Source organism: Mycolicibacterium sp. HS_4_1 (assembly GCF_054515875.1).
Window position 1 is genome coordinate 2,355,996 of sequence record NZ_CM137261.1, and the last position, 21,939, is coordinate 2,377,934.

Consider the following 21,939-nt stretch of genomic DNA (forward strand, 5'->3'; position numbering starts at 1 on the left):
TGAACACACCACCACGCATGACTCGTACCGAGATCGGAGCGCTCGGCGAGCAACTCGCGGTCGACCACCTGATCTCGCTGGGGATGACGGTCCTGGCCCGGAACTGGCGCTGTCGCTGGGGTGAACTCGACATCATCGCCACCGAAAGGGGCCACAGTGCAGTGGTTTTCGTCGAGGTGAAGACGCGAACCACCACCGAGTTCGGCGGCATCGAGGAAGCGGTGACGCCCGAGAAGGCCCGTCGCCTGCGCCGGCTGGCCAGCGTGTGGCTCGCCGAGCAGAACGTCCACTGGCCCGACATCCGGATCGATGTGGTCGGCGTACGCCTCGGCGGCCGGGAGCCCGAACTGGTCCACCTGAAGGGCATCGGCTGATGGCGCTCGGACGGGCATACTCGGTGGCCATCCGCGGCCTCGACGGCGTCATGGTCGAAATCGAAGCGGACATCACCTCAGGGCTGCCGGGAGTGCATCTGGTCGGCTTGCCCGACGCAGCCCTGCAGGAGGCCCGGGACCGGGTCCGGGCCGCGATCACCAATTGCGGCAACAGCTGGCCGATGTCACGGCTCACTCTCGGGTTGTCGCCGGCCACCCTGCCGAAAGGCGGGTCGATGTACGACCTGGCGATCGCCGCATCGGTGCTGTCGGCGCATCTGAAGATGCACTGGGCACGGCTCGAGAAGACGGTCCTGCTGGGTGAACTGGCGCTGGACGGGCGGGTGCGGCCGGTCAAGGGCGTACTGCCTGCCGTCATGGCGGCCAAGCGCGAGGGCTGGCCGTCGGTGGTGGTGCCTGCAGAGAATCTGGCCGAGGCCAGCCTGGTCGACGGCATCGAGGTCTGGGGCGTCCGCACCCTCGGCCAGATGCAGGCATGGCTCAACGGGAAGGCTGCGCTCGGCGAGCGGGTCGACACCACCGCCCCGGCCGTGGACGACAGCGTTGACCTGGCCGACGTGGTGGGGCAGACCCAGGCTCGGTGGGCGGTCGAGATCGCCGCCGCCGGCGCGCACCACCTGATGCTCACGGGCCCGCCGGGCATCGGGAAGACCATGCTGGCGCAACGGCTGCCGGGGTTGTTGCCCGACCTGACCGACGACGAGGCGCTGGAGGTCACCGCCATTCATTCGGTGGTGGGGCTGCTCACGGGCGATACGCCGCTGATCACCCGGCCGCCGTTTGTGGCACCGCACCACACGTCGAGTGTGTCGGCGTTGGTAGGCGGCGGCTCCGGTATGGCGCGGCCGGGCGCGATCAGCCGGTCCCATCGCGGCGTGTTGTTCCTTGACGAGTGTGCCGAGATCGGGGTGAGCGTGCTCGAAGCTTTGCGAACCCCATTGGAGGAAGGGCAGATTCGGCTGGCCCGACGTGACGGCGTCGCGTGCTATCCCGCCCGCTTCCAGTTGGTGCTCGCGGCGAATCCCTGCCCGTGCGCGCCGCCGAATCCCCGGGACTGTGTGTGCCCGTCGGCCGACCGCCGCCGGTATCTGGGCAAGCTGTCCGGGCCGTTGATGGACCGGGTCGACCTGCGCGTCGACATGCACCCGGTGCTCGCCGGAGCGTTCGGTGACCACGGGGCGGAATCCACCAGTGATGTCCGTGCTCGGGTCGCCGCGGCCCGGGCGGCCGCCGCCGAGCGATGGCAGATCGTCGGGGTCCGGACCAACGCGGAGGTTCCGGGGCCGGTGCTGCGCCGGAAATTCCGGCCGAGCCGGGACGCGATGGCGCCGCTGCGCAAGTCGCTCGATTCTGGGCGGTTGAGTATCCGCGGCGTTGATCGCACGTTGCGGGTCGCGTGGTCTTTGGCCGATCTGGCCGGCCGGAATTCCCCCAACCTCGAGGACGTGAGCACGGCGCTGGGTTTCCGTGAGGGCGATGTGCGATGAGTACCGACGATCTGGAACGACGGGCGTGGGCGTATCTGTCGCGCGTGGTCGAGCCGCCGTGTCCGCGGCTGACGACACTGGTGGCTGAGCGCGGTCCCGTCGAGGTGGCGGACATGATCCGCCGCGGTCGGGAGGACAGGGACCTCACCGGGAGTGTTGCCGCTCGTCGCGAGGTCGATTGTGCTGCAAGGGATTTGGAGGCACTGGATCGCCGGGGTGGGCGGCTGATCACTCCCGACGACGATGAGTGGCCGTACCTGTCGTTCGTCGCATTCGCGAACAGGGCGGTGATGGATCGGCCGTCGGGCCATCCGCCGATGGTGCTGTGGGCGCTCGGCCCGGCCCGGCTCGATGATGTTGTCGAGCGGGCCGCCGCGATCGTCGGCACCAGGGCGTGCACGTCGTACGGCGAGCACGTCACCGCGGAGATCGCGGCCGGGCTGGTCGAACGTGACGCCGCGGTGGTGTCTGGCGGGGCTTATGGCATCGACGGGGCAGCGCACCGCGCGGTGCTGGCGTCAGACGGCGTCACCGTGGCGGTGCTGGCCGGTGGTGTCGACGTGCCGTACCCGTCCGGGCATTCGGCACTGTTGCATCGGGTGGCTACCTCGGGCCTGCTGCTCAGTGAGTACCCGCCGGGAGAGCGGCCGACCCGGTATCGCTTCCTGACCAGAAACCGGTTGGCGGCGGCCCTGTCTGGTGCGACGGTGGTGGTGGAGGCGGGCCTGCGCAGCGGGGCGGCCAACACCGCAGCGTGGGCGAACGCGATGGGCCGCAAGGTGTGTGCGGTGCCGGGACCGGTGACGTCGGCCGCCTCTGCGGGATGCCATGTCCTCATCCGCAACGGCGCGGCTCTGGTCGACCGAGCGGAGCAGGTCGTCGAATTGATCGGGCGGATAGGCGAACTCGCTGACGAGCCCGAGCATCCCGAAACACCACTGGACGACCTGACCCCTGAACAGCTTCAGGTGTACGAGGCGCTGCCGGCGCGCGGGTTCCGCAGCTTGGAGCAGATTTCGGTCGGCGCGGCGCTAGCGCCCGAACGGGTCCTCGGGCCACTCGCGCTGCTGGAGATCAATGGGCTGGTGGAGAAGCAGGACGGGCAGTGGCGGATCAGGCGGGCGGGGTGAGGTCAATCTCTGGAATGAGGCGCGCGGTGGCGAACGAGGGACGAAAGCCCGGTATGGCCGCACACAGTTTCCACACGTCGTGGCCGGCGCACATCACCGTGCGATCAGGCCTGACGATGGCCGCGGTGGCATGGCCGCGGCGCAGCCACCGCTCCAACTCGCCACCCGGCTCGGCGACGTGTACCACGATGCCGTGCTCATCGAGCGCGGCGCGTTGGAACGCGAGCGGACGCGTCGTGGTGACGAGCGCAAAGCTATTGCCCAACAACGTGTCCAGGCGCTGTCCGTCGGCAACAACCGGATTGGGGCACAGCGTTCCGGCAAGGTGGCGGGGTGCCCGGTGTTTGATGACCAATGCAGATTGGTGCAGCCGGGGGGTGGTGCCGTTGGTGAGCTTGTCACGAAGGCCCGGTACCCACCGCAAACGGGGTGCGACGGTACGCCGCACCATGTTTCCGACATGACCACCGGCCGTCATCGCCCACCCCATGGCCAGCGCCAAGTCGATCATGCTGCGTGCGTGGGGTTTCCGCTCCTGTTCGTACGTTGCCAGCAGTGCCTCGGGTAGATCCCTGTTGATCACGCCGGCGACTTTCCATGCCAGGTTCATCGCGTCGCGCAGGCCTGCTCCCATGCCCTGCCCGATGAATGGGGGAGTGAGGTGCGCGGCGTCGCCGAGGAGGAACACGTTGCGTTCCCGCCATCTGTCGGCGATCTGTGCGCGGAAGGTGTACTCGGTGACACGCACGAGTTCGAGCTCATCGTCGGCGAGATCGCCGATCCAGGGGACGACGAGGGGCCGAAGGGTTGCCATCGTGCCGAAGTCGGCTGCTGTTTCCGCTGGCAGCAGCCGAAATTCCCAGCGGTAGCGGTTGGGTCCGATCCGCATGTACGTCGCAGCGCGCACGGGATCGCATACCTGGTGCACGCCGTCCCACTGATCGAGCTCGGCCTCGGTGACCACATCGGCCACCAGCCAGCGCTGCTCGAAGCGCAGGTCGTCCATGGCCGCGCCGATGGATGCCCGCACGATGCTATTGGCTCCGTCGCAGCCCAGCACGTAGCTGGTTTCGACCACGTGCTCAGTTCCGGTGGCCCGGTCGGAGTAGGTCACCCGCACGCGGCCGGGTTCGTGCTGGGTGATGTCGGTGACCTCGGAATTGCCGCGCAGCTGCACATTGGTGCGCTTGGCCATGTTGGCGCGCAGCAGCCCTTCCAGTTCGGGTTGGTCGAACATGTTGGCTTGCGGGAAGCCATGCCGGCTGCGGGCGGGGTCGCGGTCGAACTGTGCCAGCGCGTGGTGGTTCTGGTCGAGCAGGCGCAACCCGAGCGCCGGCCGGGATATCGCGGCGAATTCTTCGGCCACGCCGAGGTGGGCGAGGATGCGATGAATCTCGTCATCGAGGTGCACCGCGCGGGGCTGGGGATAGACCGTTTCCCACCGGTCGAGAACCAGCGTCGGGACACCGTAGTCGGCGAGCAACGTCGCCGCGGCGACGCCCGTCGGCCCCGCTCCGACGACGACAATGGGCACGGATTTCGTTACAAAATCAGTCATTTCGGTGCTCGACTCGGATCAGCCGATGATCGACTTGCGGTTGGCGACGAGAGTGTCGAGGCGCGCGTGCATGGCGGTGAGGTCGCCCGGCGTGGCATAGCGCGGCCACAGCAGGCCCGCGTTCATGCATACCTCACCGACGTGCACTGGGTGCCGAGGTCGATGGCGCCGTCGTCGGTGGCCACCGACAGTTCCACCACGTCCCCATGCTGCAGATACTTGGGGTTGCCGGCTTGGCGCGAGAAGAACGCCTTCCATTTGATGGCCGGCGGCAGCAGCGATCCGATGATCTCGAGAGGCTTGGGCGGCGCGCTCAAGGCCGTGCCCGCAGGAGTGCCCGTCAAGACAAGGTCACCGGGACCGAGGTGCTGAAACCGGGCCAGGGACTGCAGTGCCTCTAGGGGCTTGTAGATCATGTCCCCAGCGACCAGCATGTTTTGGCGCACCTCGCCGTTCACCCGAAGTTCCAGCCGCAGGTCGCCGAACCGCTTGAGTTCGGCGGCCGTCAACAGGACCAGCGCCGGGCCGACCGGCGTGAACGTCGGGTACGACTTGGCTTCATAGAACTGCGTTTGCGGCAGCTGAATATCCCGGGCGGAGACATCGTTGGTGACGACCAGTCCGGCGACGTAGTCGGCGAGGTTCGCCTCGGTGACCTCGGTGCCGACGGGCAGCTCCCGACCGATGACCAGACCGATCTCCACTTCGTAGTCGAGAAACTTGACGTGCTGCGGCTTGACGATGTCGTCGAACGGCCCACTGATGGAGCCGGAGGTTTTGCGAAAGAAGGTGAGCGGTACGGTCTTTGGGTCCATACCGGCGTCTTTGACATGTGAGGCGAAGTTGGTCATCTGGGCCACCACGCGGCAGGGAGCGGTCACGGGAGACACGAGTTCGAGGCTGCCGATCGGCACCGTCTCGCCGCCCCGCGTCGCGGCGTCGATGGCGGCCCGATCGGCGAGCAGCTCGCCGGTGGTCGTGGCCGAGGTGGCGATTCGGACGGCACCGGTAGTGGTCTGGACCCACCAGGCTTCGGCGGTGCGCAGGATCGAGATGGTCATGAGTTCGCTACTTTCAGCAGGCCGATGAGGCGGTTGATATCGAATTCGTTGTGGCCTCGCAAGGCCGCGAGGACCGACTGTGCTTCGTGCGGTAGGGATTTCGGGTTGGTGCCGAGGAAATCCTTGCTCGCGGGTGGCCCCCACTGGGCCAGGCCCGAGGCGGTGAACGGTGCCCAACCCGGTTGCAGGGTCGAGTCGAACAAGTCGCCATCGGTGAAGTGCTCGACCATGAAGCCATCAGGATCACGCCAGTAGTCGAACAGCTGACTGCCCTGGATATGACGCCCGATTCCCCAGGACCGGAAATAGCCACGCTCCGCGAGGTATTCGCCACCGGCGGCCAACGCGTCGAGATCGCACACCTGATAGGCCGAATGCACGTAGCGGTTCTGAGGTCCCAGGGCCAGTGCCAGTGTGTGGTGATCAGTTGGCGTCGAACCGCGGTCGCATCGAATAAAGCTCATGGTCGGTCCCCGGCTGCGCTGGCCCGGGAAGTAGAGGAAGTCGCTGACGATCATGCCGAGGGTGTCGAGATACCAGTTCAGCGTCTCGAGGTATTTCGTCGACTGCATGACGAGGTGACCGAGCCGTTGCACCGTGGTCGGCTCCCGCCGCGGGCGTTGGGTGGCGTTGATGCGGTGAATTTCGTGGCCGATGTTGTAGCGATGTGGAGTCTGCGTCGGCAATGGGTCGAGGGCGTGCATTCCCGACACCACCTGTACCGGTACGCCGCTCGGGTCGATCAGGTCGACCGCCATGCCGCCGATGGCCGCGGGCAGCGGCCTGGTCCGGGCACCGGTCGCGGTGGCGAGCCGGAGCAGGTCCGCCTCGTCGGCAGCGGCGAACGCGACTCCGAGGAACCTGCTCCGGCTTCCGCGGCGCACGATCACGCATGGCGCGGTCGAATCACTGCCGCGCAGATGCAGTTCATCGTCGGTTCGGAGCGAGGTGGCGAACCCGAACGCGAGCGCGAACGCCTCTGCTCGCTGAAGGTCCGGTTTCTCGAATTCCAGCCAGGCGATATCAGCGACCTTGATTACGGGGTCGCGGGAACGCCCGCAATGCTCGCCTTTCCAGGCGCCCTGCTCGCTGTGGAGTTCGTTGTGTGCGCCGACCAGGTCGTTCATCCGTGACCCCTTTCGCTCTGACGAAATCGTCACATACGACGCAAAGGTCAGTCAAGAGATTCTGACGAAATCATCAAAACTGATAGATGCTGTTATTCTGGACCGGTGAGTGCATTGCAGGACGAGCCGGCTAACCGCCTGGAACGGCGGAAACAGCGCACCCGCGCGGCGCTGATCCAGGCGGCGCAGGCACTGATCGCCGAGGGCAAACTCAACGTGCCAGTCCTGGAGATCACGCAGGCGGCAGACGTCGGAATGGGTTCGTTCTACAACCACTTCGACAGCAAGGAAGAGCTGTTCGAGGCTGCGGTGGCCGATGTGCTCGACAACCACGGTGCCTTGCTTGATCGACTCACCGCGTCGATCGACGACCCGGCCGAAGCATTTGCCTGCAGCTTTCGGCTTACCGGTCGATTATTTCGGCGCCGCCCGCAGGAGAGCCGGATCCTGCTCGCCAATGGCCTCAGTCTCATGGGTTCGGACCGCGGCCTGGGTCCACGCGCATTACGGGACATCAAGGCCGCCGTAGCCGCCGGCCGATTCACCGTCGACGATCCCAAACTGGCCATGGCCGTCGCTGCTGGGGCACTCCTTGGGCTCGGCAAGCTCCTGCAGCAAGAGCCCGAACGCGACGACGCGGCGGCCGCCGATCGGGTCACGGAAGACGTACTGAGACTGTTCGGATTGCCCGCCGAGGAAGCGCATCAGGTCTGCCAGCGGGCACTTCCTGGTCTTGATGGTGTAGCACCGGTCGCGTGAGCCGGCCCCTCGGTGCCCGTGCGTGATTTCGGGTACCCGCCGCGGGCTGGCCAGAAGCGAACAGCAGCAATGAGATTCACAATTACCTCAGGTACGTTCGCTGTCATGGCCAGCCGTGGGACCAGCCCATTACGCCGACTTGCGGTCGTCGCCGGGCTGGTCTGCGCGCTGGCGGCCGGCAGCTGTCTGTGGGTGCGTCCCTCGCCCGTTGCGATGCCGGTGGTGCCGGACGGCGGTTATGGGTTCAGTGTCGGTGCGCCCCAGTCCTGGATGAGCGACTCCGACGCCGACCGCGAACTCGATGCCGTCGCCCGAACCCGGGCGGAGTGGATGCGGGTGCTGATCGATTGGCACATCGTGGAACCCGTTAAAGGTCAATATAATTGGCATTACGTCGACCACTGGGTGAGTGGCGCCAAGAAGCGGGGTCTGAAGGTACTCGGACTGATCGCGTACAGCCCCACCTGGGCTCGGCCACCGGGCTCGTATTTCAGTGCGCCACCGGTAAACCCGGCCGACTACGCCGCGTTCGTCACGGCCGTCGTCCAGCGCTACGGCGCCCGGGTCGCGGACTGGGAGATCTGGAACGAGCCGAACCTGCCGCTGTTCTTCGGATTCACCGACAACCGCGCTGCGGTCTACACCGAGCTGCTCAAGGCGGCGTACCCGGCGATCAAGGCCATCCAGCCCGACGCCACCGTCATCGCCGCCGGGCTGAGCCGCGCCGCCGGCCCGGACGCGCCGACCAAGTTTCTCGCCGACATGTATGCCAATGGTGCGCGGAAGTTCTTCGATGCCACCGCGATGCATCCGTACGTGTTCCCGGGTGGCATCGCCGAAGACGGCGACAATGGCTGGTCGGATCTGGTGCGTGTTCACGATCTGATGACGGTCAACGGCGACGGCGACAAGAAGATATGGATGACCGAACTCGGCGCCTCAACCTGTGCGCCGCAGGCCCGCGGGGTCAGCCAGGACGAACAGGCGCGGCAGATCCTGCAGGTGTTGTCGGGCGTGGCGGGTACGGGCTGGAGCGGGCCGGCGTTCATCTTCGCCGTGCGCGACACCGACACTGCCAAGCGTGACGACCTCGAATCCAACTTCGGTGCGCTGCTCACGTCGGACTGGAAGCCCAAGTACACCGCAGCGGTGCTGGCCAGGTAGCCCACCATGGCGGACGGCCCGCTCGTATAGTCGAGGCGTGGCAGGCCGTCCGATACATACCTTCGAAGTACTGCGCACCCAGCGTCTGACCCCGCACATGATTCGTGTTGTGTTCGGCGGCAACGGGTTCGACACCTTCAGTCCCAAGGAATTCACCGATTCCTACGTCAAGTTCGTCATCGTGCCCGCGGGCGTCCATGTGGCCGGCCTCGCGCAGCCGCTGACCCTGGACAGCTTCGAAGAGCTACCGGCCGACCAGCGGCCGACGGTGCGGACCTATACCGTGCGGCGCGTCGACGTGGAGCAGCGCGAACTCACCGTCGACTTCGTGGTGCACGGCGATACCGGCGTGGCCGGGCCGTGGGCGGCGTCGTTGGTTCCCGGTGATCCGGCGTATCTCATGGGCCCCAATGGGGCCTACAGCCCGAACCCTGCCGCCGACTGGCACCTGCTGGCCGGTGACGAAGCAGGGCTGCCGGCGTTGAGCACCGCGCTGGAAGCGTTGCCGCCCAATGCAATCGGCCAGGCCTTCATCGAGGTCGGGGGACCCGACGACGAGCTGGACCTGACGGCGCCCGCGGGCGTGAAGATCCAGTGGATCCACCGCGGCGGCCGCGCCGATCTGGTGCCCGACGACCAGGCCGGCGACAACGCGCCGCTCATCGCGGCGGTCCGGGCGGCCGACTGGTTGCCCGGCCAGGTCCAGGTGTTCGTCCACGGCGAGGCCCAGACCGTCATGCACAACCTGCGTCCGTACCTGCGCAAGGAGCGCGGTGTCGGCGCCGAATGGGCGTCCATCTCCGGTTACTGGCGCCGCGGGCGCACCGAGGAGACCTTCCGGCAGTGGAAGGCAGAACTCGCCAAGACCGAAGCCGAGGCATAGGCCGAAAAGCCGACGCGCAGGCCGACGCTAGTGTGCGATCCTCAGCCGAAGTTGCAACAGAAGGGCGGGCCCGATGGCGTTCGGTGACTACCAACTCGAGATTTATCTGCAGGGGCTGGGCGGTGTCGTCCCGACGCTGCCGATTTCGTTCGCGGAACTCGAGGAGCGCGCCCAGGCCGCGATGCCGCCGTCGATCTGGTCGTACGTCGCAGGCGGCGCCGGCGATGAGCGGACGCAGCGCGTGAACGTCAGCGCCTTCGATCGCTGGGGCCTCATGCCACGGATGCTGGTCGGAGCCACCGAGCGTGACCTGACCGTCGACCTGTTCGGCCTCAAGCTGCCGTCGCCGCTGTTCCTCGCGCCCATCGGGGTCATGGGCATCTGCTCGCGAGACGGCCACGGTGACCTGCATGCCGCACGGGCCGCGGCCCAGACCGGCGTACCGATGATGGTCTCGACGCTCACCAGCGATCCGTTGGAGGACGTCGCCGCCGAATTCGGTGACACCCCAGGCTTTTTCCAGCTGTACACCCCGAAAGACCGGGACCTGGCGGCAAGCCTGGTCAGCCGGGCGGAAGCCGCTGGATACAAGGGCATCGTCGTCACCCTCGACACCTGGGTGCCCGGCTGGCGTCCGCGCGACTTGTCGACGGCGAACTTCCCGCAGCTGCGCGGTCACTGCCTGTCCAACTACACCAGCGACCCGGTGTTCCGGGCCAAGCTGCCGGCGCCACCCGAGCAGAACCCGCAGGGCGTGGTGATGCAATGGGTGCAGGACTTCGGTAACCCGCTGACGTGGGACGACTTGCCATGGCTGCGGTCGTTGACCACACTGCCACTGTTGGTCAAGGGCATCTGTCACCCCGACGACGCGCGACGTGTCCGGGATGCCGGCTTCGACGGCATCTACTGCTCCAACCACGGCGGCCGGCAGGCCAACGGCGGAATTCCGGCCATCGACTGCCTATCCGGTGTCGTGGAGGCGGTGGACGGCATGCCGGTGCTGTTCGACTCCGGCGTCCGCACCGGCGCCGACGTGGTCAAGGCGCTGGCCCTGGGCGCGACCGCCGTCGGCATCGGCCGGCCTTACGCCTACGGCATGGCACTGGGGGGCGTCGACGGTGTTGTTCACGTGCTGCGGTCCCTGCTGGCCGAGGCCGACCTGACCATGGCCGTCGACGGCTACCGCTCGCTGGCCGAGCTCACCCCGGACGTCCTGCGCCGCGTCGACGCGCATTGATGCGCGTGTCTCATAAGTGGATGTAAGACGACGGTGTGCATTCACTGGACGCCGTCACTTATGAGGATGTGCGCTGGGTGAGGCCGCGCCCATCGTGGAGCGATTTGCCGAGGCAAGCGTGCGCGCGACGGTCAACGGTCGGCAGCTGGTCACGGACCTGCGCACCATCCGCGCCAGCTGGAACGACAGGATCACCGCGCGCGGATTCAGGAGCGTGGAAGGCGGCCGACCTACTGACCAGTCGCCCGGTGATCAATGCCGCGCTGCTCGTGGACTCGGGCATCGTGGCCCAAACTGCACACGCCCAGCGAGTGCTGACTCCATTGGTTGAGGCAGGCGTGATCATCGAGACCACCGCCGGCCGTCGCAACCGCGTATGGCGATCCCGGGAAGTTCTTGCCGCACTCGATGCGTTCGCCGAACGTGCGGGCAGGCGCGTCGACGCTTGAGGTCACAGCTCGGCTAACGGCGGGTGGCGTGCCGGGCGATCGGGTGTCGGCTCTGCCAACGTAGGGGAGTGCACCCGGCAGTTCTCGATGAGTTCGATCAGTACCTCGAACTCGAATGCGGCCGTTCCGAGCACACGCGGCGTGCCTACCGGGGCGACCTGCGGTCGTTGGGTGAATTCCTCGGCGACGACGCGGCCATCGGCGACCTGGACCTGACGACGCTGCGGTCCTGGCTCGCCGAACAAGCTGCCAGGGGCGCGGCGCGCACCACGCTGTCCCGCCGGACCTCGGCGGTCAAGACCTTCACCGCATGGGCGCTGCGACGGGGGCTGCTCGAGACCGACCCGGCGGTGCGGCTGCAGACCCCGAAGGCTCGTCGTGCCCTGCCCGCCGTGCTGCGCCAGGACCAGGCCGTCGACGCGATGTCCGCAGCGAGTTCGGGTGCGGAGCAAGGGGATCCGATGGCCCTGCGGGACCGGTTGATTGTCGAGATGCTGTACGCCACCGGTATCCGCGTCAGTGAGCTGTGCGGCCTGGACATCGACGACGTCGACCAGAGCCGCCGCGTACTCCGGGTGCTGGGTAAAGGCGACAAGCAGCGCACCGTGCCGTTCGGTGAGCCGGCCTTCAAGGCGCTGCGGGCTTGGCTGTCGGACGGCCGCCCTGCGCTGGCGGTGGCGACGTCCGGGCCTGCGCTGCTCCTCGGTGCGCGCGGACGGCGCCTCGATCCCCGGCAGGCGCGGACCGTCGTGCACCAGACCATCTCCGCCGTCGACGGTGCTCCCGACATCGGGCCGCACGGGCTGCGGCACAGCGCGGCGACGCATCTGTTGGAAGGCGGCGCGGACCTGCGCGTCGTGCAAGAGCTGCTGGGGCATTCGTCGCTCGCGACCACGCAGCTCTACACGCATGTGACGGTGGCGCGGCTGCGCGCCGTGCACGACCAGGCCCATCCCCGCGCCTAACCCACTTCCGCCGAGCGTGCGTGTTTGCGCGCGACATGCCGTGTCCTGCGTGCGATCGCGTCACGATCGAGGGCCGCGAGCGTGCACATACAGCCCGCTTCGGGCGGCGTGTCGCGCGCAAACACGCACGCTCGCGGTCAGGGGGCGGGGGTGAGGGGCTTGAGGCGAATCGGGGTGGCGGCGAGCAGGCCGAGGGGATCGACGTAGTCGGCATTGGACGACGCACCCCACATCGCGCCCCAATGCAGGCAGTTGCCGCACCCGGGGTGCCCGGCCACCAGGGTGCCGAGGGCACTACCGGCGGAGACGGCGGCGCCCGGCCGCACCGCCGCACGGACCGGCTCGTAGCTGGTCCGTAGCCCGCCCGGATGCGCCACCGATACCACCGGCCGGCCTGCGAGCTCCCCGGCGAACACCACGGTGCCCGGGGCCGCGGCATACACGGTCTGGCCGGCGGAACCCGCGAGGTCGACGCCGCGATGCCCGCGCTGCCAGTTGGGCTGCGGCGCGTCGAAAGTCCTCACGACGGCGGGGCGCGGCCGTAGTGGCCAGTCCAGCCGGTCGTCGGCAGCGTGCGCCACGCCGGTCGAGCTGACGGTGATGAGCACTACGAGCAGATCGATCCGCATCACCCCAGTTCAGCGCTCCGTCAGCGGCTTGGGAACCCCGCGAACCCCGATCTGTGGATAACCGGCGCGCTGTGGACAAAAGCACACCTCGGGAGCGTGTAAACTTCCACCTGCAATCCGCATTCGTGGGTTGACTTCGCGCGCCTGCACAGCGGCTCGATCTCGGGTCGCGATCGCATGTCGGGCGGTCCCACCTCGGACAACCGAGTTGGGTCCGGCACGCAGCAGACGCCAGGGTTCGGTATCACCCGATATCGGACGACAACCGAAAAACAAGTGAGGCACAACCATGGCCGTAGTGACCATGCGGCAGCTGCTGGATAGCGGCGCGCACTTCGGGCACCAGACCCGTCGCTGGAACCCCAAGATGAAGCGGTTCATTTTCACCGACCGCAACGGCATCTACATCATCGACCTGCAGCAGACGCTGACCTACATCGACAAGGCGTACGAATTCGTCAAGGAGACCGTTGCCCACGGCGGCACCGTCCTCTTCGTCGGTACCAAGAAGCAGGCCCAGGAGTCCATCGCTGACGAGGCCACCCGCGTCGGCATGCCCTATGTGAACCAGCGCTGGCTGGGCGGCATGCTCACCAACTTCTCGACCGTCCACAAGCGCCTGCAGCGCCTGAAGGAACTCGAGTCGATGGAGCAGACCGGTGGCTTCGAGGGTCGCACCAAGAAGGAAATCCTCATGCTGACGCGTGAGAAGAACAAGCTGGAGCGCAGCCTCGGCGGTATCCGGGACATGCAGAAGGTTCCGTCGGCCATCTGGGTCGTCGACACCAACAAGGAGCACCTGGCCGTTTCCGAGGCCATCAAGCTGGGCATCCCGGTCATCGCGATCCTGGACACCAACTGCGACCCCGACCAGGTCAACTACCCGATCCCGGGTAACGACGACGCGATCCGCAGCGCCGCACTGCTGACCAAGGTCATCGCTTCCGCGGTCGCCGAGGGTCTGCAGGCCCGCTCGGGCGCCAAGACCGAGACCGAAGGCGCCGAGCCGCTCGCCGAGTGGGAGCAGGAACTGCTCGCCGGCGCGACGGCAGGAACCGAGACTGTGACGTCTCCGGCGGATTCTCCGGCGGCCGCCACCGAAACCACCACTACAGAAAGCTGAGATGGCTAACTACACCGCTGCTGACGTAAAGCGACTGCGGGAGCTCACCGGCTCCGGCATGCTCGACTGCAAGAACGCACTGGTTGAGACCGAGGGTGACTTCGACAAGGCCGTCGAGGTGCTGCGCATCAAGGGTGCCAAGGATGTCGGCAAGCGCGCTGAGCGCGCCACCGCCGAGGGCCTGGTCGCCGCCAAGGGCGGCGCCCTCATCGAGCTGAACTCCGAGACCGACTTCGTCGCCAAGAACGCCGAATTCCAGGCTCTCGCGGACCAGATCCTCACCGCTGCTGTCGCGGCCAAGGCCAACGACGTGGAGGCCCTCAAGGCCGCTACGGTCGACGGCACCACCGTCGAGCAGCTGGTCGCGGACCTGTCCGCGAAGATCGGCGAGAAGCTCGAACTGCGCCGGGTCGCTTACTTCGACGGCACCGTCGAGACCTACCTGCACAAGCGTGCCGCGGACCTGCCGCCGGCCGTGGGTGTGCTGGTCGAGTACAACGGTGCTTCGGAAGAGGCCGCTCACGCGGTTGCGCTGCAGATCGCCGCGCTGAAGGCCAAGTACCTCACCCGTGAGGACGTGCCCGCCGACCTGGTCGCCAACGAGCGTCGCATCGCCGAGGAGACCGCCAAGGAAGAGGGCAAGCCCGAGGCCGCACTGCCGAAGATCGTCGAAGGCCGCGTCACCGGCTTCTACAAGGACGTCGTGCTGCTCGACCAGCCGTCGGTGTCCGACAACAAGAAGACCGTCAAGGCCCTGCTGGACGAGGCCGGCGTCACCGTGACCCGCTTCGTGCGGTTCGAGGTCGGCCAGCAGTAAGAACTTGGGCGCCGTACCCGGCGCCCATCGACAAAACCCCGCGCACAATCCCGGCGATCCCGGAGTGCGCGGGGTTTTGCTTTCTCCGGCTAGGGCCGGGGGAGCCTGCGGTGCAACGGATTTGCGGTCACCTGCGCGCGGCGGCGGCTCGCGGGCAGGCTGCGGACGACGTCCGGGCTGTCTGCCGTGGCGCGGGTGGCGTCCTGTACCCGCATGCCCGGCGTGTTGCCGGCACCTAGGGCAGGTGCCCCGATTCTGCGTTTGGCCGTGCCGCTGCAGCTCGGGCAGGGTGTGTCGTCGGGCGCGGTCGCCATCGAATGCTGTTCGGTGAAATCCGGGCAACCCCGTCCACACCGGAATACGTAGGTAGGCACAACGACACCATAAGCCCTCTCCGGCAACGTCATCCGGATGTAACTTGCCCGATCCGCAGCCGAGACACCTTCACTATTGAATACTTCCATTCGGAAGCAAGTGTTTTGTGTCGCTACGGAGGTCAATGTGCCCGAATTGCTGTTCCCCTTGGATTCGACGAAGAAGTTCACCGACCAACAACTGGTCGGCCACAACCGATGGCACCCGGATATCCCGCCGGCCGTCACCGTCAAGCCGGGGGACAGCTTCCGGGCACACTGCCGGGAGTGGTTCGACGGCGCCATCCACAACGACGACTCGGCGGAGGACATTCTCAATGCCCCGCTCAAGGGCGTGCACTGCCTGTCTGGGCCGTTCGCGATCGAGGGCGCCGAACCGGGTGACCTGCTGATCGTCGACATCCTCGACGTCGGCCCGATCCCGCAGGAAGATTCGGGGCCGCTGGCGGGCCAAGGTTGGGGATACACCGGCATCTTCGCCAAACAGAACGGCGGCGGGTTCCTCACTGATCAGTTCCCCGACGCATACAAGGCGATATGGGATTTCTCCGGCCAACAGGCCACCTCACGGCACGTGCCAAGGGTGAAATACACGGGCATTGTGCATCCCGGCCTGATGGGCACCGCGCCGTCAGCGGCGCTGCTGGCCAAGTGGAATGCGCGCGAGGGCGCCTTGATCGCCACCGATCCTGACCGCGTGCCGCCGTTGGCGTTGCCACCTGAACCGCAGGACGCGATCCTCGGTTCGTTGAGCGGTGACGCCTTCGTCAAGGCAGCGGCCGAGGCCGCCCGGACCGCACCACCCCGCGAGAACGGCGGAAACCAGGACATCAAAAACCTCACCAAGGGCAGCCGGGTGTTTTATCCGGTGTTCGTTCCCGGTGCGAATTTGTCGTTCGGTGATCTGCACTTCTCGCAGGGTGACGGGGAGATCACGTTCTGCGGGGCGATCGAGATGGGCGGCTTCCTGGACCTGCACGTGGATCTGATCAAGGGCGGCATGGACACCTACGGTGTGCATGAGAACGCGATCTTCATGCCGGGTAACACGGACCCGCAGTACTCGGAATGGCTGGCGTTCTCCGGCACCTCGGTGACACTCGATGGCGAACAGAAGTACCTCGACTCGGATCTGGCCTACCAGCGCGCATGTCTGCACGCCATCGACTACCTCACGAAATTCGGGTACAGCCCGGAGCAGGCCTATCTGCTGCTCGGGTCCGCACCGATCGAGGGGCGGCTCTCCGGAGTGGTGGACATCCCGAATTCGTGTGCGACGGTGTATATCCCCACGGCGATCTTCGATTTCCCGGTGGCGCCGTCCGCGTCGGGGCCGTACCAGATCGATCCGGGAATGGGCGCGCCACACGCCAGTTTCTGATCCCGTAGCCGGCAGCCAGTCCCTCGATTTGGTTGGGGGGCTGGCTGTTTGGCGGGTGTTGCGGTCAGCCGCGGAGATCCGCCGGGGAGCCCGGCCGCTGCAGCGTGCTCAGCAATTCGGTCAGTGCTTCCGGCTGCAGGGACGTCGACATGCACAGAGCGGCCAGCTGTTCGGACTTGCCCAGGCGCTCACGGATCTGGCGGTACAGCGCACCGCCGCGCCGGGTCTGGTAGACGAGCACCCGTCGGCGATCGACCACATCCGCCTTGCGCAGTACGAGGTTGTCGTCGACCATTCCGTCGACGAGCCGGGTCAGGCTCGGACCGGGCAACAAGGTCACCTCGGCCAGCGCCGTCATGGGCTTTCCGACGCCGCCTTCGAGCGCGGCGAGCACATGCCATTGGCGCACCGTCAAACCGGCCAGATGGTCGGCCACGACGTGGTCGAGTTCGAAGGCGACCAACTTCACCAATCGAGCGAGCTCCTCGATGGTGTCGGCACGGGCGCCGGGCTTCATGTCCATGGTGGCGCCAAGCCTACCGCGACGGGAGTTTCATCTTGCCGTGAAACAGCGGTGATCGGCAGGTATGTTCAAAATGAATTCTCGTCACCCGGGCAACGGACGTCGTAGACGTCGTGATTGGTGTGGCGGAGCCGGGCCGGTCTCCCAAAGTGAGGTGATGGTGGATCCGAATCCTGCGCCGGTCCCCGCGCGCGCCGACCGGGATGTGGTCGACATCGCCCTCGTGGTGCCGTTGAGCGGCCCGGCCGGCATGTTCGGACCTTCGTGCGAGGCCAGCGCCGAACTGGCTGCCGAGGACATCAACGCAGCCGGTGGCATCCTGGACCGGCCGGTTCGGATTCATGCGGTCGACGCCGGGGCGCCGTTGCGCGATCTGGCGGACCAGCTGGGCCGCCTGGTGTCCGAGCAGCGGATCGACGCGGTGGTCGGGTGGCACCTGTCGAACGCGCGCCGCGTCATCACCCCGCAGACGGCCGGCCGGGTGCCCTACGTGTACACCACGTTCTATGAAGGCGGAGAGAGCACCGACGGCGTGTATATGGTGGGGGAAACGCCTCAGCAACAACTCTTTCCGGCGCTGTCGTGGCTGCGTGAGAACCTCGGGCTCAAGCGTTGGTGCATCGTCGGCAACGACTACATCTGGCCGCGGCAGACCGCCCGGGTGACCAAGGAGTACATGTGGCGATCCGGAGTCGAGTTCGTCGGTGAGGCATTTGTTCCGCTGGGCGGACGGGATTTCGGGCCCATGCTCGATGTCATCGGTAGCTCGGACGTCGACGGCGTGCTGGTGTTGATGGTGGGTGCGGACAACGCCGCATTCAACCGGGCCTTTGCCCGGGCCGGTCTGGACCAGAGTGTCGTGCGGTTGTCGTTGATGATCGGTGAGGATGTGCTGTCCGCCAGCGGAAGTGGGGCGACCACCGGCTTGTACACCGCGTGCGGCTATTTCGAGAGCCTGCCCACTGAGGTGAACATGGGATTCGGCTCGCACTACGTGCAACGGTTCGGCAGTGCGGCCCCTGCGCTCAACAACATCGGTGAATCCTGTTACGAGGGACTGTTGTTGCTCACGGCATTGGCGCAGACGGCGGGCAGCCTGGAGGTGGCCGCGATCGACCGGGCGCGCGCCAATGTCGCCTACCAGGGGCCACGCGGCGAGGTCGTCATGCATGGTGCTCATACTCGTCAACCCGTATACCTCGCCAGTGCCGACCAACTCGAATTCAACGTGATCGCCGAGCTGACACCCTGAGCGACGGCCATGGCCCCGGTCCGGCGAATCCGGGCGGGGCCATGGCGCTCCGTCAGCTCGATTGCGGCGTGGCCGCGGTTTTCAGTAGATCGGTGGTCATCGAGTCGGTGTATCCGTCTTTCTTGCACATGTCATGGCAGTCCTTGGTCAGCGTGCAGGTCAGTGAGGACACAGTGCCGTGATGAAAAGGACAGTCGTGCACCATATCCGGCAGCTCGTACCGCTTCTGGTCGACGACGTCCAGCAGCGTCTGTCCGGCCCACAGCGGCTCCTTCTCGATCTCCTCACGAAGCGGATTACGCCGCGCCAGATAGTACTTTCCCTTGGTCGCGATGCAGATCACCGGCGACAGCACGAACGCCAATGTCAGCGCGAGATAGGGCGACCAGGCCGCCAGGAAATCACCGAAGGCGTGGTAGAAGGCCAAGATCGAGAACACCGAGCCCACCAGCATCGAGACGAATCCGACCGGATTGATGTTGTAGAGGTAGGCGCGCTTGAACTCGACGTACGACGGGCTGAGCTTGAGCAGCGGCTTGTTGATCACCAGGTCGGCGACGATCGCACCGACCCAGGCGATCGCGACATTGGAGTAGAAACCCAGGATCGTGTTGAGCACGGCGAACATGTTGCTGAGCATCAGTGCCAACGCGATGGCGATGTGCAGACCGAGGTACACCACGCGGCCGGGGTGCACATGCAGGATCCGGCTGAAGAAATTCGACCAGGACAACGATCCCGAGTATGCGTTTGTCACGTTGATCTTCACCTGCGACAGCAGCACCATCAGAGTCGCCAGGGCCAGCGCGGCGACGTCGTTGTGGATGACGGAACCGAAGCCGCCCAGGAACTGCTCGATGGGTTCTGTGGCCGCCGAGAAACCGACCTTTCCCGCGACGTAGAACGCCAGGAAGGCGCCGCAAATCTGCTTGGCCGCACCGAGGATGACCCACCCCGGTCCGGCGGCGAGCACCGCACCCCACCACCGCAACGGCGGTGTTTCCGACTTCTCGGGCATGAAACGCAAGTAGTCGACCTGTTCACCGATCTGGGCGATGAGCGACAACGCGACGCCGGCCCCGGCGCCCACTCCGATGGCGGTCACCCGCTCGGTACCGCCGTCACCCGCCCAGCTCAGAAATCCGTGGAAGCCGGCGGGATCCGCAGTCGCGATGAAGGCGATCGGTGCCACGAACAGGATCAGCCACAACGGCTGCGTCCAGACCTGGAACTTGGCCAGGGCAGTCATGCCATAGAGCACCAGCGGGATGATGATCAGTGAGCCGATGATGTAGCCGAGCGCCAGTGGGATACCGAACGCCAGCTTCATCGCCTGCGCCATGATCGAGCCTTCGAGCGCAAAGAAGATGAAGCAGAAGCTGGCGTAGATCAGACTGGTCAGGGTCGATCCGAAGTATCCGAAACCCGCTCCGCGCGTGAGCAGATCCATGTCGATGTTGTACTTGGCGGCGTAATAGGCGATCGGGATGCCGGTGAGGAAGATGGTGACCGCGGCGACCAGGATCGCGACGACGGCGCTGGCCGCGCCGTGGGTGACGGCGATCGAGGCGCCGATCGAGTAGTCCGCGAGATATGCGATACCGCCCAAGGCGGCCACGGCGCACGCCATGGGTGACCATTTGCGAAAAGACTTGGGCGCGTAGCGAAGTGAGAAGTCCTCGATGGTGTCCTGGCTGGCCCAGGTGACGAAGCGGGACCACGGACCGCCGCGTGCCCCGGCCATCGGGTTGCCCTGAACTTCGTCTAGGGATTGCTCGGTTGTCATGAAGCATTTCCTGTCGAATCCGTCGTAATCGCCAGTGATGCAACGCATCAGGCGATCAGGTCTGGTGCGGGCGCCGATGACCGGACCGGTCCCCGACCTGCAGCAGCCGGGTCGGGAAAAGCTAACACCGAATACTTCCAAATGGTACTAGTTCAAATGGAACGTTACGACCAGGAAACTACGTGTTTACACGGCGCGGGGCAATGGCGGATAAGCCGGTGTCCGGATTCACAACGTGAAATCTCGAAGTAAGCCGCGGGAGGACCCTGGGCAACCGTGGTACCGCTTGGTACCGTGGCGCCATGACGCGCATCAGCACATTCGGTGACGACGCCCTCGGCAACCTCGACGCGGTCGGTGTTGCCGACGCGATCCGCGGCGGTGCGGTGTCGGTGGCCGAGGTCGTGCAGGCGGCTATCGCCCGTACCGAGGAGGCGCAGCCGGAACTGAACGGCATGGCGTACGAAGCCTTCGAGCAGGCAATCGAAAAGGCACTCGCACCAAGGCCTTTCGGAGGCTTCTTCGACGGCGTGCCGACGTTCATCAAGGACAACGTCGCAGTCGGTGGTTGGCCGACGATGCAGGGCACCGACGCCTGGTCGCCCCGGCCGATGCCCGCCGACGGGGAGTGGGCGCGCCTGTACCTGTCGACGGGCCTGGTGGCGCTCGGCAAGACGCAGATGTCCGAGTTCGGGTTCAGCGCGTCGGCTGAACATCCCCGCCTCGGCCCGGTGCGCAACCCGTGGGACACCGCGGTGACCGCGGGTGCGTCGTCGTCCGGGTCGGGCGCGTTCGTCGCGGCCGGAGTGGTGCCCATCGCGCACGCCAACGATGGCGGCGGGTCCATCCGAATCCCGGCTTCCTGCAATGGATTGGTCGGTCTCAAGCCCACGCGTGGGCGGCTACCACTGGACCGGGAAACCCGGATGCCGCTGCAGATCGTCGCCAACGGCGTTCTCACCCGCAGCGTCCGGGACACCGCGGCGTTCTACCGGGAGGCCGAGCGTGTCTACCGCAACCCCAAACTGCCGCCGATCGGCGACGTCACCGCACCGGGACGGCGCCGGCTGCGCATCGCGGTCTGCACCAGCTCGATCGGCCGCGATGCCAGCCCCGAGGTCCGGGAGCTGACCATGCGGACCGCCGCCCGGCTGGAAGAGCTCGGCCACCGCGTCACCGAGATCGGCAACCCGGCGCCGGAACGGTTTCGGGACGACTTCGTGCTGTACTGGGCCTTCCTGGCCTTTGCTCTGGTTCGCGGCGGAAGACACACGTTCGGCCCGACCTTCGACCGCACCCGGCTGGACAACCTGACCCTCGGTCTGGAGCGCCAGGCCGCCCGCAACCTGCACCGGGTGCCGGGCGCCATCGCCCGCCTGGCCGCATCGCGGCGCATCCCGGCGCGCTTGGCCCGGGACTACGACGTGGTGCTCACCCCGACTCTCAGTGAGGTCACGCCACCCATCGGGCATCTGGACCCGACGGCCGACTACGACCAGGTGATGTCGCGGCTGATCGACTGGGTCGGCTTCACCCCACTGCAGAACGCCAGTGGAGCACCGGCCGTTTCGCTGCCGCTGGCCCAGTCTGCTTCGGGATTGCCGGTCGGCATGATGTTCGGGGCGGCAGCGGGCCAGGAGGCCACGCTGCTGGCGCTGGCCTTCGAGCTGGAGCAGGCGATCGGCTGGCCCTCTCTGGCAACACGTTGACGCACCACTGATCGCGCCGGCCCCTCGCCCTTTTGCGCCGCGGAAGCAGAGTCAACGGCAACTTTGCGAGGCAGCCACCCTTATGCTGTCTCACAGGTTGCGTCCAATTGGGGGTGTGCATGACTGT

At 66.5% G+C, this 21,939-nt stretch carries 21 protein-coding genes; 14 read left to right on the forward strand and 7 right to left on the reverse strand.

The features are described 5' to 3' along the window. The first annotated feature begins 17 nt into the window (after positions 1-17). From ACX12F_RS11195 to dprA, 3 genes are read left to right on the forward strand one after another with little or no spacing between them, the layout of a single operon-like run. On the forward strand, positions 18-374 hold the full coding sequence (locus ACX12F_RS11195; RefSeq protein WP_459370313.1) for a YraN family protein: 357 nt from the start codon (positions 18-20) through the stop codon (positions 372-374). Then, positions 374-1,882, forward strand: coding sequence for a YifB family Mg chelatase-like AAA ATPase (locus ACX12F_RS11200; RefSeq protein ID WP_459369623.1), 1,509 nt, complete (start codon positions 374-376; stop codon positions 1,880-1,882). The genes ACX12F_RS11195 and ACX12F_RS11200 overlap by 1 nt, the downstream gene beginning before the upstream one ends. Then, positions 1,879-3,012 (forward strand): DNA-processing protein DprA, encoded by a 1,134-nt coding sequence (dprA, locus tag ACX12F_RS11205; RefSeq protein ID WP_459369624.1) that lies wholly within the window; start codon positions 1,879-1,881, stop codon positions 3,010-3,012. The genes ACX12F_RS11200 and dprA overlap by 4 nt, the downstream gene beginning before the upstream one ends. Here dprA and mhpA read toward each other — a convergent pair. The 3 genes from mhpA to ACX12F_RS11220 all read right to left on the reverse strand — a co-directional run bounded on the left by mhpA (position 2,996) and on the right by ACX12F_RS11220 (position 6,758). Beyond that, entirely contained in the window at positions 2,996-4,570 is a 1,575-nt protein-coding gene (gene mhpA / locus ACX12F_RS11210) for a bifunctional 3-(3-hydroxy-phenyl)propionate/3-hydroxycinnamic acid hydroxylase MhpA (RefSeq protein WP_459369625.1), read from the reverse strand. The two genes, dprA and mhpA, sit on opposite strands and share 17 nt — an antisense overlap. Before the next feature lie 122 nt (positions 4,571-4,692). Then, positions 4,693-5,631, reverse strand: coding sequence for a fumarylacetoacetate hydrolase family protein (locus ACX12F_RS11215; protein WP_459369626.1), 939 nt, complete (start codon positions 5,629-5,631; stop codon positions 4,693-4,695). Continuing rightward, a complete protein-coding gene (locus tag ACX12F_RS11220) occupies positions 5,628-6,758 on the reverse strand; it encodes a VOC family protein (protein ID WP_459369627.1) in 1,131 nt (376 codons plus the stop codon). The genes ACX12F_RS11215 and ACX12F_RS11220 overlap by 4 nt, the downstream gene beginning before the upstream one ends. A 105-nt stretch (positions 6,759-6,863) precedes the next feature. Here ACX12F_RS11220 and ACX12F_RS11225 point away from each other — a divergent pair, with 105 nt between their 5' ends. The 6 genes from ACX12F_RS11225 (at position 6,864) to ACX12F_RS11250 (ending at position 12,218) form a co-directional block, all read left to right on the forward strand. After that, complete coding sequence (locus ACX12F_RS11225) at positions 6,864-7,517, forward strand: TetR/AcrR family transcriptional regulator (RefSeq protein WP_459369628.1); 654 nt, start codon at positions 6,864-6,866, stop codon at positions 7,515-7,517. 105 nt (positions 7,518-7,622) lie between these two features. Then, complete coding sequence (locus ACX12F_RS11230; protein WP_459369629.1) at positions 7,623-8,681, forward strand: glycoside hydrolase 5 family protein; 1,059 nt, start codon at positions 7,623-7,625, stop codon at positions 8,679-8,681. Between the two features lie 37 nt (positions 8,682-8,718). Continuing rightward, positions 8,719-9,564, forward strand: coding sequence for a siderophore-interacting protein (locus ACX12F_RS11235; RefSeq protein WP_459369630.1), 846 nt, complete (start codon positions 8,719-8,721; stop codon positions 9,562-9,564). A 73-nt stretch (positions 9,565-9,637) separates the two neighbouring features. Continuing rightward, positions 9,638-10,804: a lactate 2-monooxygenase gene (locus ACX12F_RS11240; RefSeq protein WP_459369631.1), complete on the forward strand. Its 1,167-nt coding sequence runs from the start codon at positions 9,638-9,640 to the stop codon at positions 10,802-10,804. 248 nt (positions 10,805-11,052) lie between these two features. Further along, a complete protein-coding gene (locus ACX12F_RS11245) occupies positions 11,053-11,253 on the forward strand; it encodes a hypothetical protein (protein WP_459369632.1) in 201 nt (66 codons plus the stop codon). Between the two features lie 68 nt (positions 11,254-11,321). Next, entirely contained in the window at positions 11,322-12,218 is an 897-nt protein-coding gene (locus ACX12F_RS11250; protein ID WP_459369633.1) for a tyrosine recombinase XerC, read from the forward strand. Positions 12,219-12,355: 137 nt separating this feature from the next. On the opposite strand, the gene ACX12F_RS11255 is transcribed toward ACX12F_RS11250, so the two are convergent. Next, entirely contained in the window at positions 12,356-12,847 is a 492-nt protein-coding gene (locus ACX12F_RS11255; RefSeq protein ID WP_459369634.1) for a M23 family metallopeptidase, read from the reverse strand. A 289-nt stretch (positions 12,848-13,136) separates the two neighbouring features. Between ACX12F_RS11255 and rpsB the strand changes: the two genes are divergently transcribed. Together rpsB and tsf are read left to right on the forward strand one after the other, a co-directional pair. Then, the gene (gene rpsB, locus ACX12F_RS11260; protein ID WP_459369635.1) at positions 13,137-13,970 is read left to right on the forward strand and encodes a 30S ribosomal protein S2; all 834 of its coding nucleotides are present in this window, start codon (positions 13,137-13,139) and stop codon (positions 13,968-13,970) included. 1 nt (position 13,971) lies between these two features. Further along, a complete protein-coding gene (gene tsf, locus ACX12F_RS11265; protein ID WP_459369636.1) occupies positions 13,972-14,787 on the forward strand; it encodes a translation elongation factor Ts in 816 nt (271 codons plus the stop codon). Positions 14,788-14,876: 89 nt separating this feature from the next. On the opposite strand, the gene ACX12F_RS11270 is transcribed toward tsf, so the two are convergent. Continuing rightward, complete coding sequence (locus ACX12F_RS11270) at positions 14,877-15,161, reverse strand: FmdB family zinc ribbon protein (RefSeq protein WP_459369637.1); 285 nt, start codon at positions 15,159-15,161, stop codon at positions 14,877-14,879. 127 nt (positions 15,162-15,288) lie between these two features. Here ACX12F_RS11270 and fmdA point away from each other — a divergent pair, with 127 nt between their 5' ends. Further along, positions 15,289-16,542 carry a formamidase gene (gene fmdA, locus ACX12F_RS11275; RefSeq protein WP_459369638.1) on the forward strand — a complete coding sequence of 418 codons (1,254 nt, stop codon included), beginning with the start codon at positions 15,289-15,291 and terminating at the stop codon, positions 16,540-16,542. 64 nt (positions 16,543-16,606) lie between these two features. Here the strand turns inward: fmdA and ACX12F_RS11280 are convergent, their stop codons facing one another. Continuing rightward, positions 16,607-17,065: a MarR family winged helix-turn-helix transcriptional regulator gene (locus tag ACX12F_RS11280; protein ID WP_459369639.1), complete on the reverse strand. Its 459-nt coding sequence runs from the start codon at positions 17,063-17,065 to the stop codon at positions 16,607-16,609. Between the two features lie 157 nt (positions 17,066-17,222). On the opposite strand from ACX12F_RS11280, the gene ACX12F_RS11285 reads away from it, so the two are divergent. Beyond that, a complete protein-coding gene (locus tag ACX12F_RS11285; RefSeq protein WP_459369640.1) occupies positions 17,223-18,317 on the forward strand; it encodes a substrate-binding domain-containing protein in 1,095 nt (364 codons plus the stop codon). Positions 18,318-18,369: 52 nt separating this feature from the next. On the opposite strand, the gene ACX12F_RS11290 is transcribed toward ACX12F_RS11285, so the two are convergent. Next, a complete protein-coding gene (locus tag ACX12F_RS11290) occupies positions 18,370-20,103 on the reverse strand; it encodes a purine-cytosine permease family protein (RefSeq protein WP_459369641.1) in 1,734 nt (577 codons plus the stop codon). Between the two features lie 302 nt (positions 20,104-20,405). Here ACX12F_RS11290 and ACX12F_RS11295 point away from each other — a divergent pair, with 302 nt between their 5' ends. Further along, a complete protein-coding gene (locus ACX12F_RS11295; protein ID WP_459369642.1) occupies positions 20,406-21,812 on the forward strand; it encodes an amidase in 1,407 nt (468 codons plus the stop codon). The last annotated feature ends 127 nt before the right edge of the window (positions 21,813-21,939 follow it).

Excerpts from the sequence above, each read along its gene's own strand:
- ACX12F_RS11195 (WP_459370313.1), top strand. The coding sequence starts at position 18 with ATGACTCGTACCGAGATCGGAGCGCTCGGCGAGCAACTCGCGGTCGAC.
- ACX12F_RS11200 (WP_459369623.1), top strand. The coding sequence starts at position 374 with ATGGCGCTCGGACGGGCATACTCGGTGGCCATCCGCGGCCTCGACGGC.
- dprA (WP_459369624.1), top strand. The coding sequence starts at position 1,879 with ATGAGTACCGACGATCTGGAACGACGGGCGTGGGCGTATCTGTCGCGC.
- mhpA (WP_459369625.1), bottom strand. The coding sequence starts at position 4,570 with ATGACTGATTTTGTAACGAAATCCGTGCCCATTGTCGTCGTCGGAGCG.
- ACX12F_RS11215 (WP_459369626.1), bottom strand. The coding sequence starts at position 5,631 with ATGACCATCTCGATCCTGCGCACCGCCGAAGCCTGGTGGGTCCAGACC.
- ACX12F_RS11220 (WP_459369627.1), bottom strand. The coding sequence starts at position 6,758 with ATGAACGACCTGGTCGGCGCACACAACGAACTCCACAGCGAGCAGGGC.
- ACX12F_RS11230 (WP_459369629.1), top strand. The coding sequence starts at position 7,623 with ATGGCCAGCCGTGGGACCAGCCCATTACGCCGACTTGCGGTCGTCGCC.
- ACX12F_RS11240 (WP_459369631.1), top strand. The coding sequence starts at position 9,638 with ATGGCGTTCGGTGACTACCAACTCGAGATTTATCTGCAGGGGCTGGGC.
- ACX12F_RS11255 (WP_459369634.1), bottom strand. The coding sequence starts at position 12,847 with ATGCGGATCGATCTGCTCGTAGTGCTCATCACCGTCAGCTCGACCGGC.
- rpsB (WP_459369635.1), top strand. The coding sequence starts at position 13,137 with ATGGCCGTAGTGACCATGCGGCAGCTGCTGGATAGCGGCGCGCACTTC.
- tsf (WP_459369636.1), top strand. The coding sequence starts at position 13,972 with ATGGCTAACTACACCGCTGCTGACGTAAAGCGACTGCGGGAGCTCACC.
- ACX12F_RS11280 (WP_459369639.1), bottom strand. The coding sequence starts at position 17,065 with ATGGACATGAAGCCCGGCGCCCGTGCCGACACCATCGAGGAGCTCGCT.
- ACX12F_RS11285 (WP_459369640.1), top strand. The coding sequence starts at position 17,223 with ATGGTGGATCCGAATCCTGCGCCGGTCCCCGCGCGCGCCGACCGGGAT.
- ACX12F_RS11290 (WP_459369641.1), bottom strand. The coding sequence starts at position 20,103 with ATGACAACCGAGCAATCCCTAGACGAAGTTCAGGGCAACCCGATGGCC.
- ACX12F_RS11295 (WP_459369642.1), top strand. The coding sequence starts at position 20,406 with ATGACGCGCATCAGCACATTCGGTGACGACGCCCTCGGCAACCTCGAC.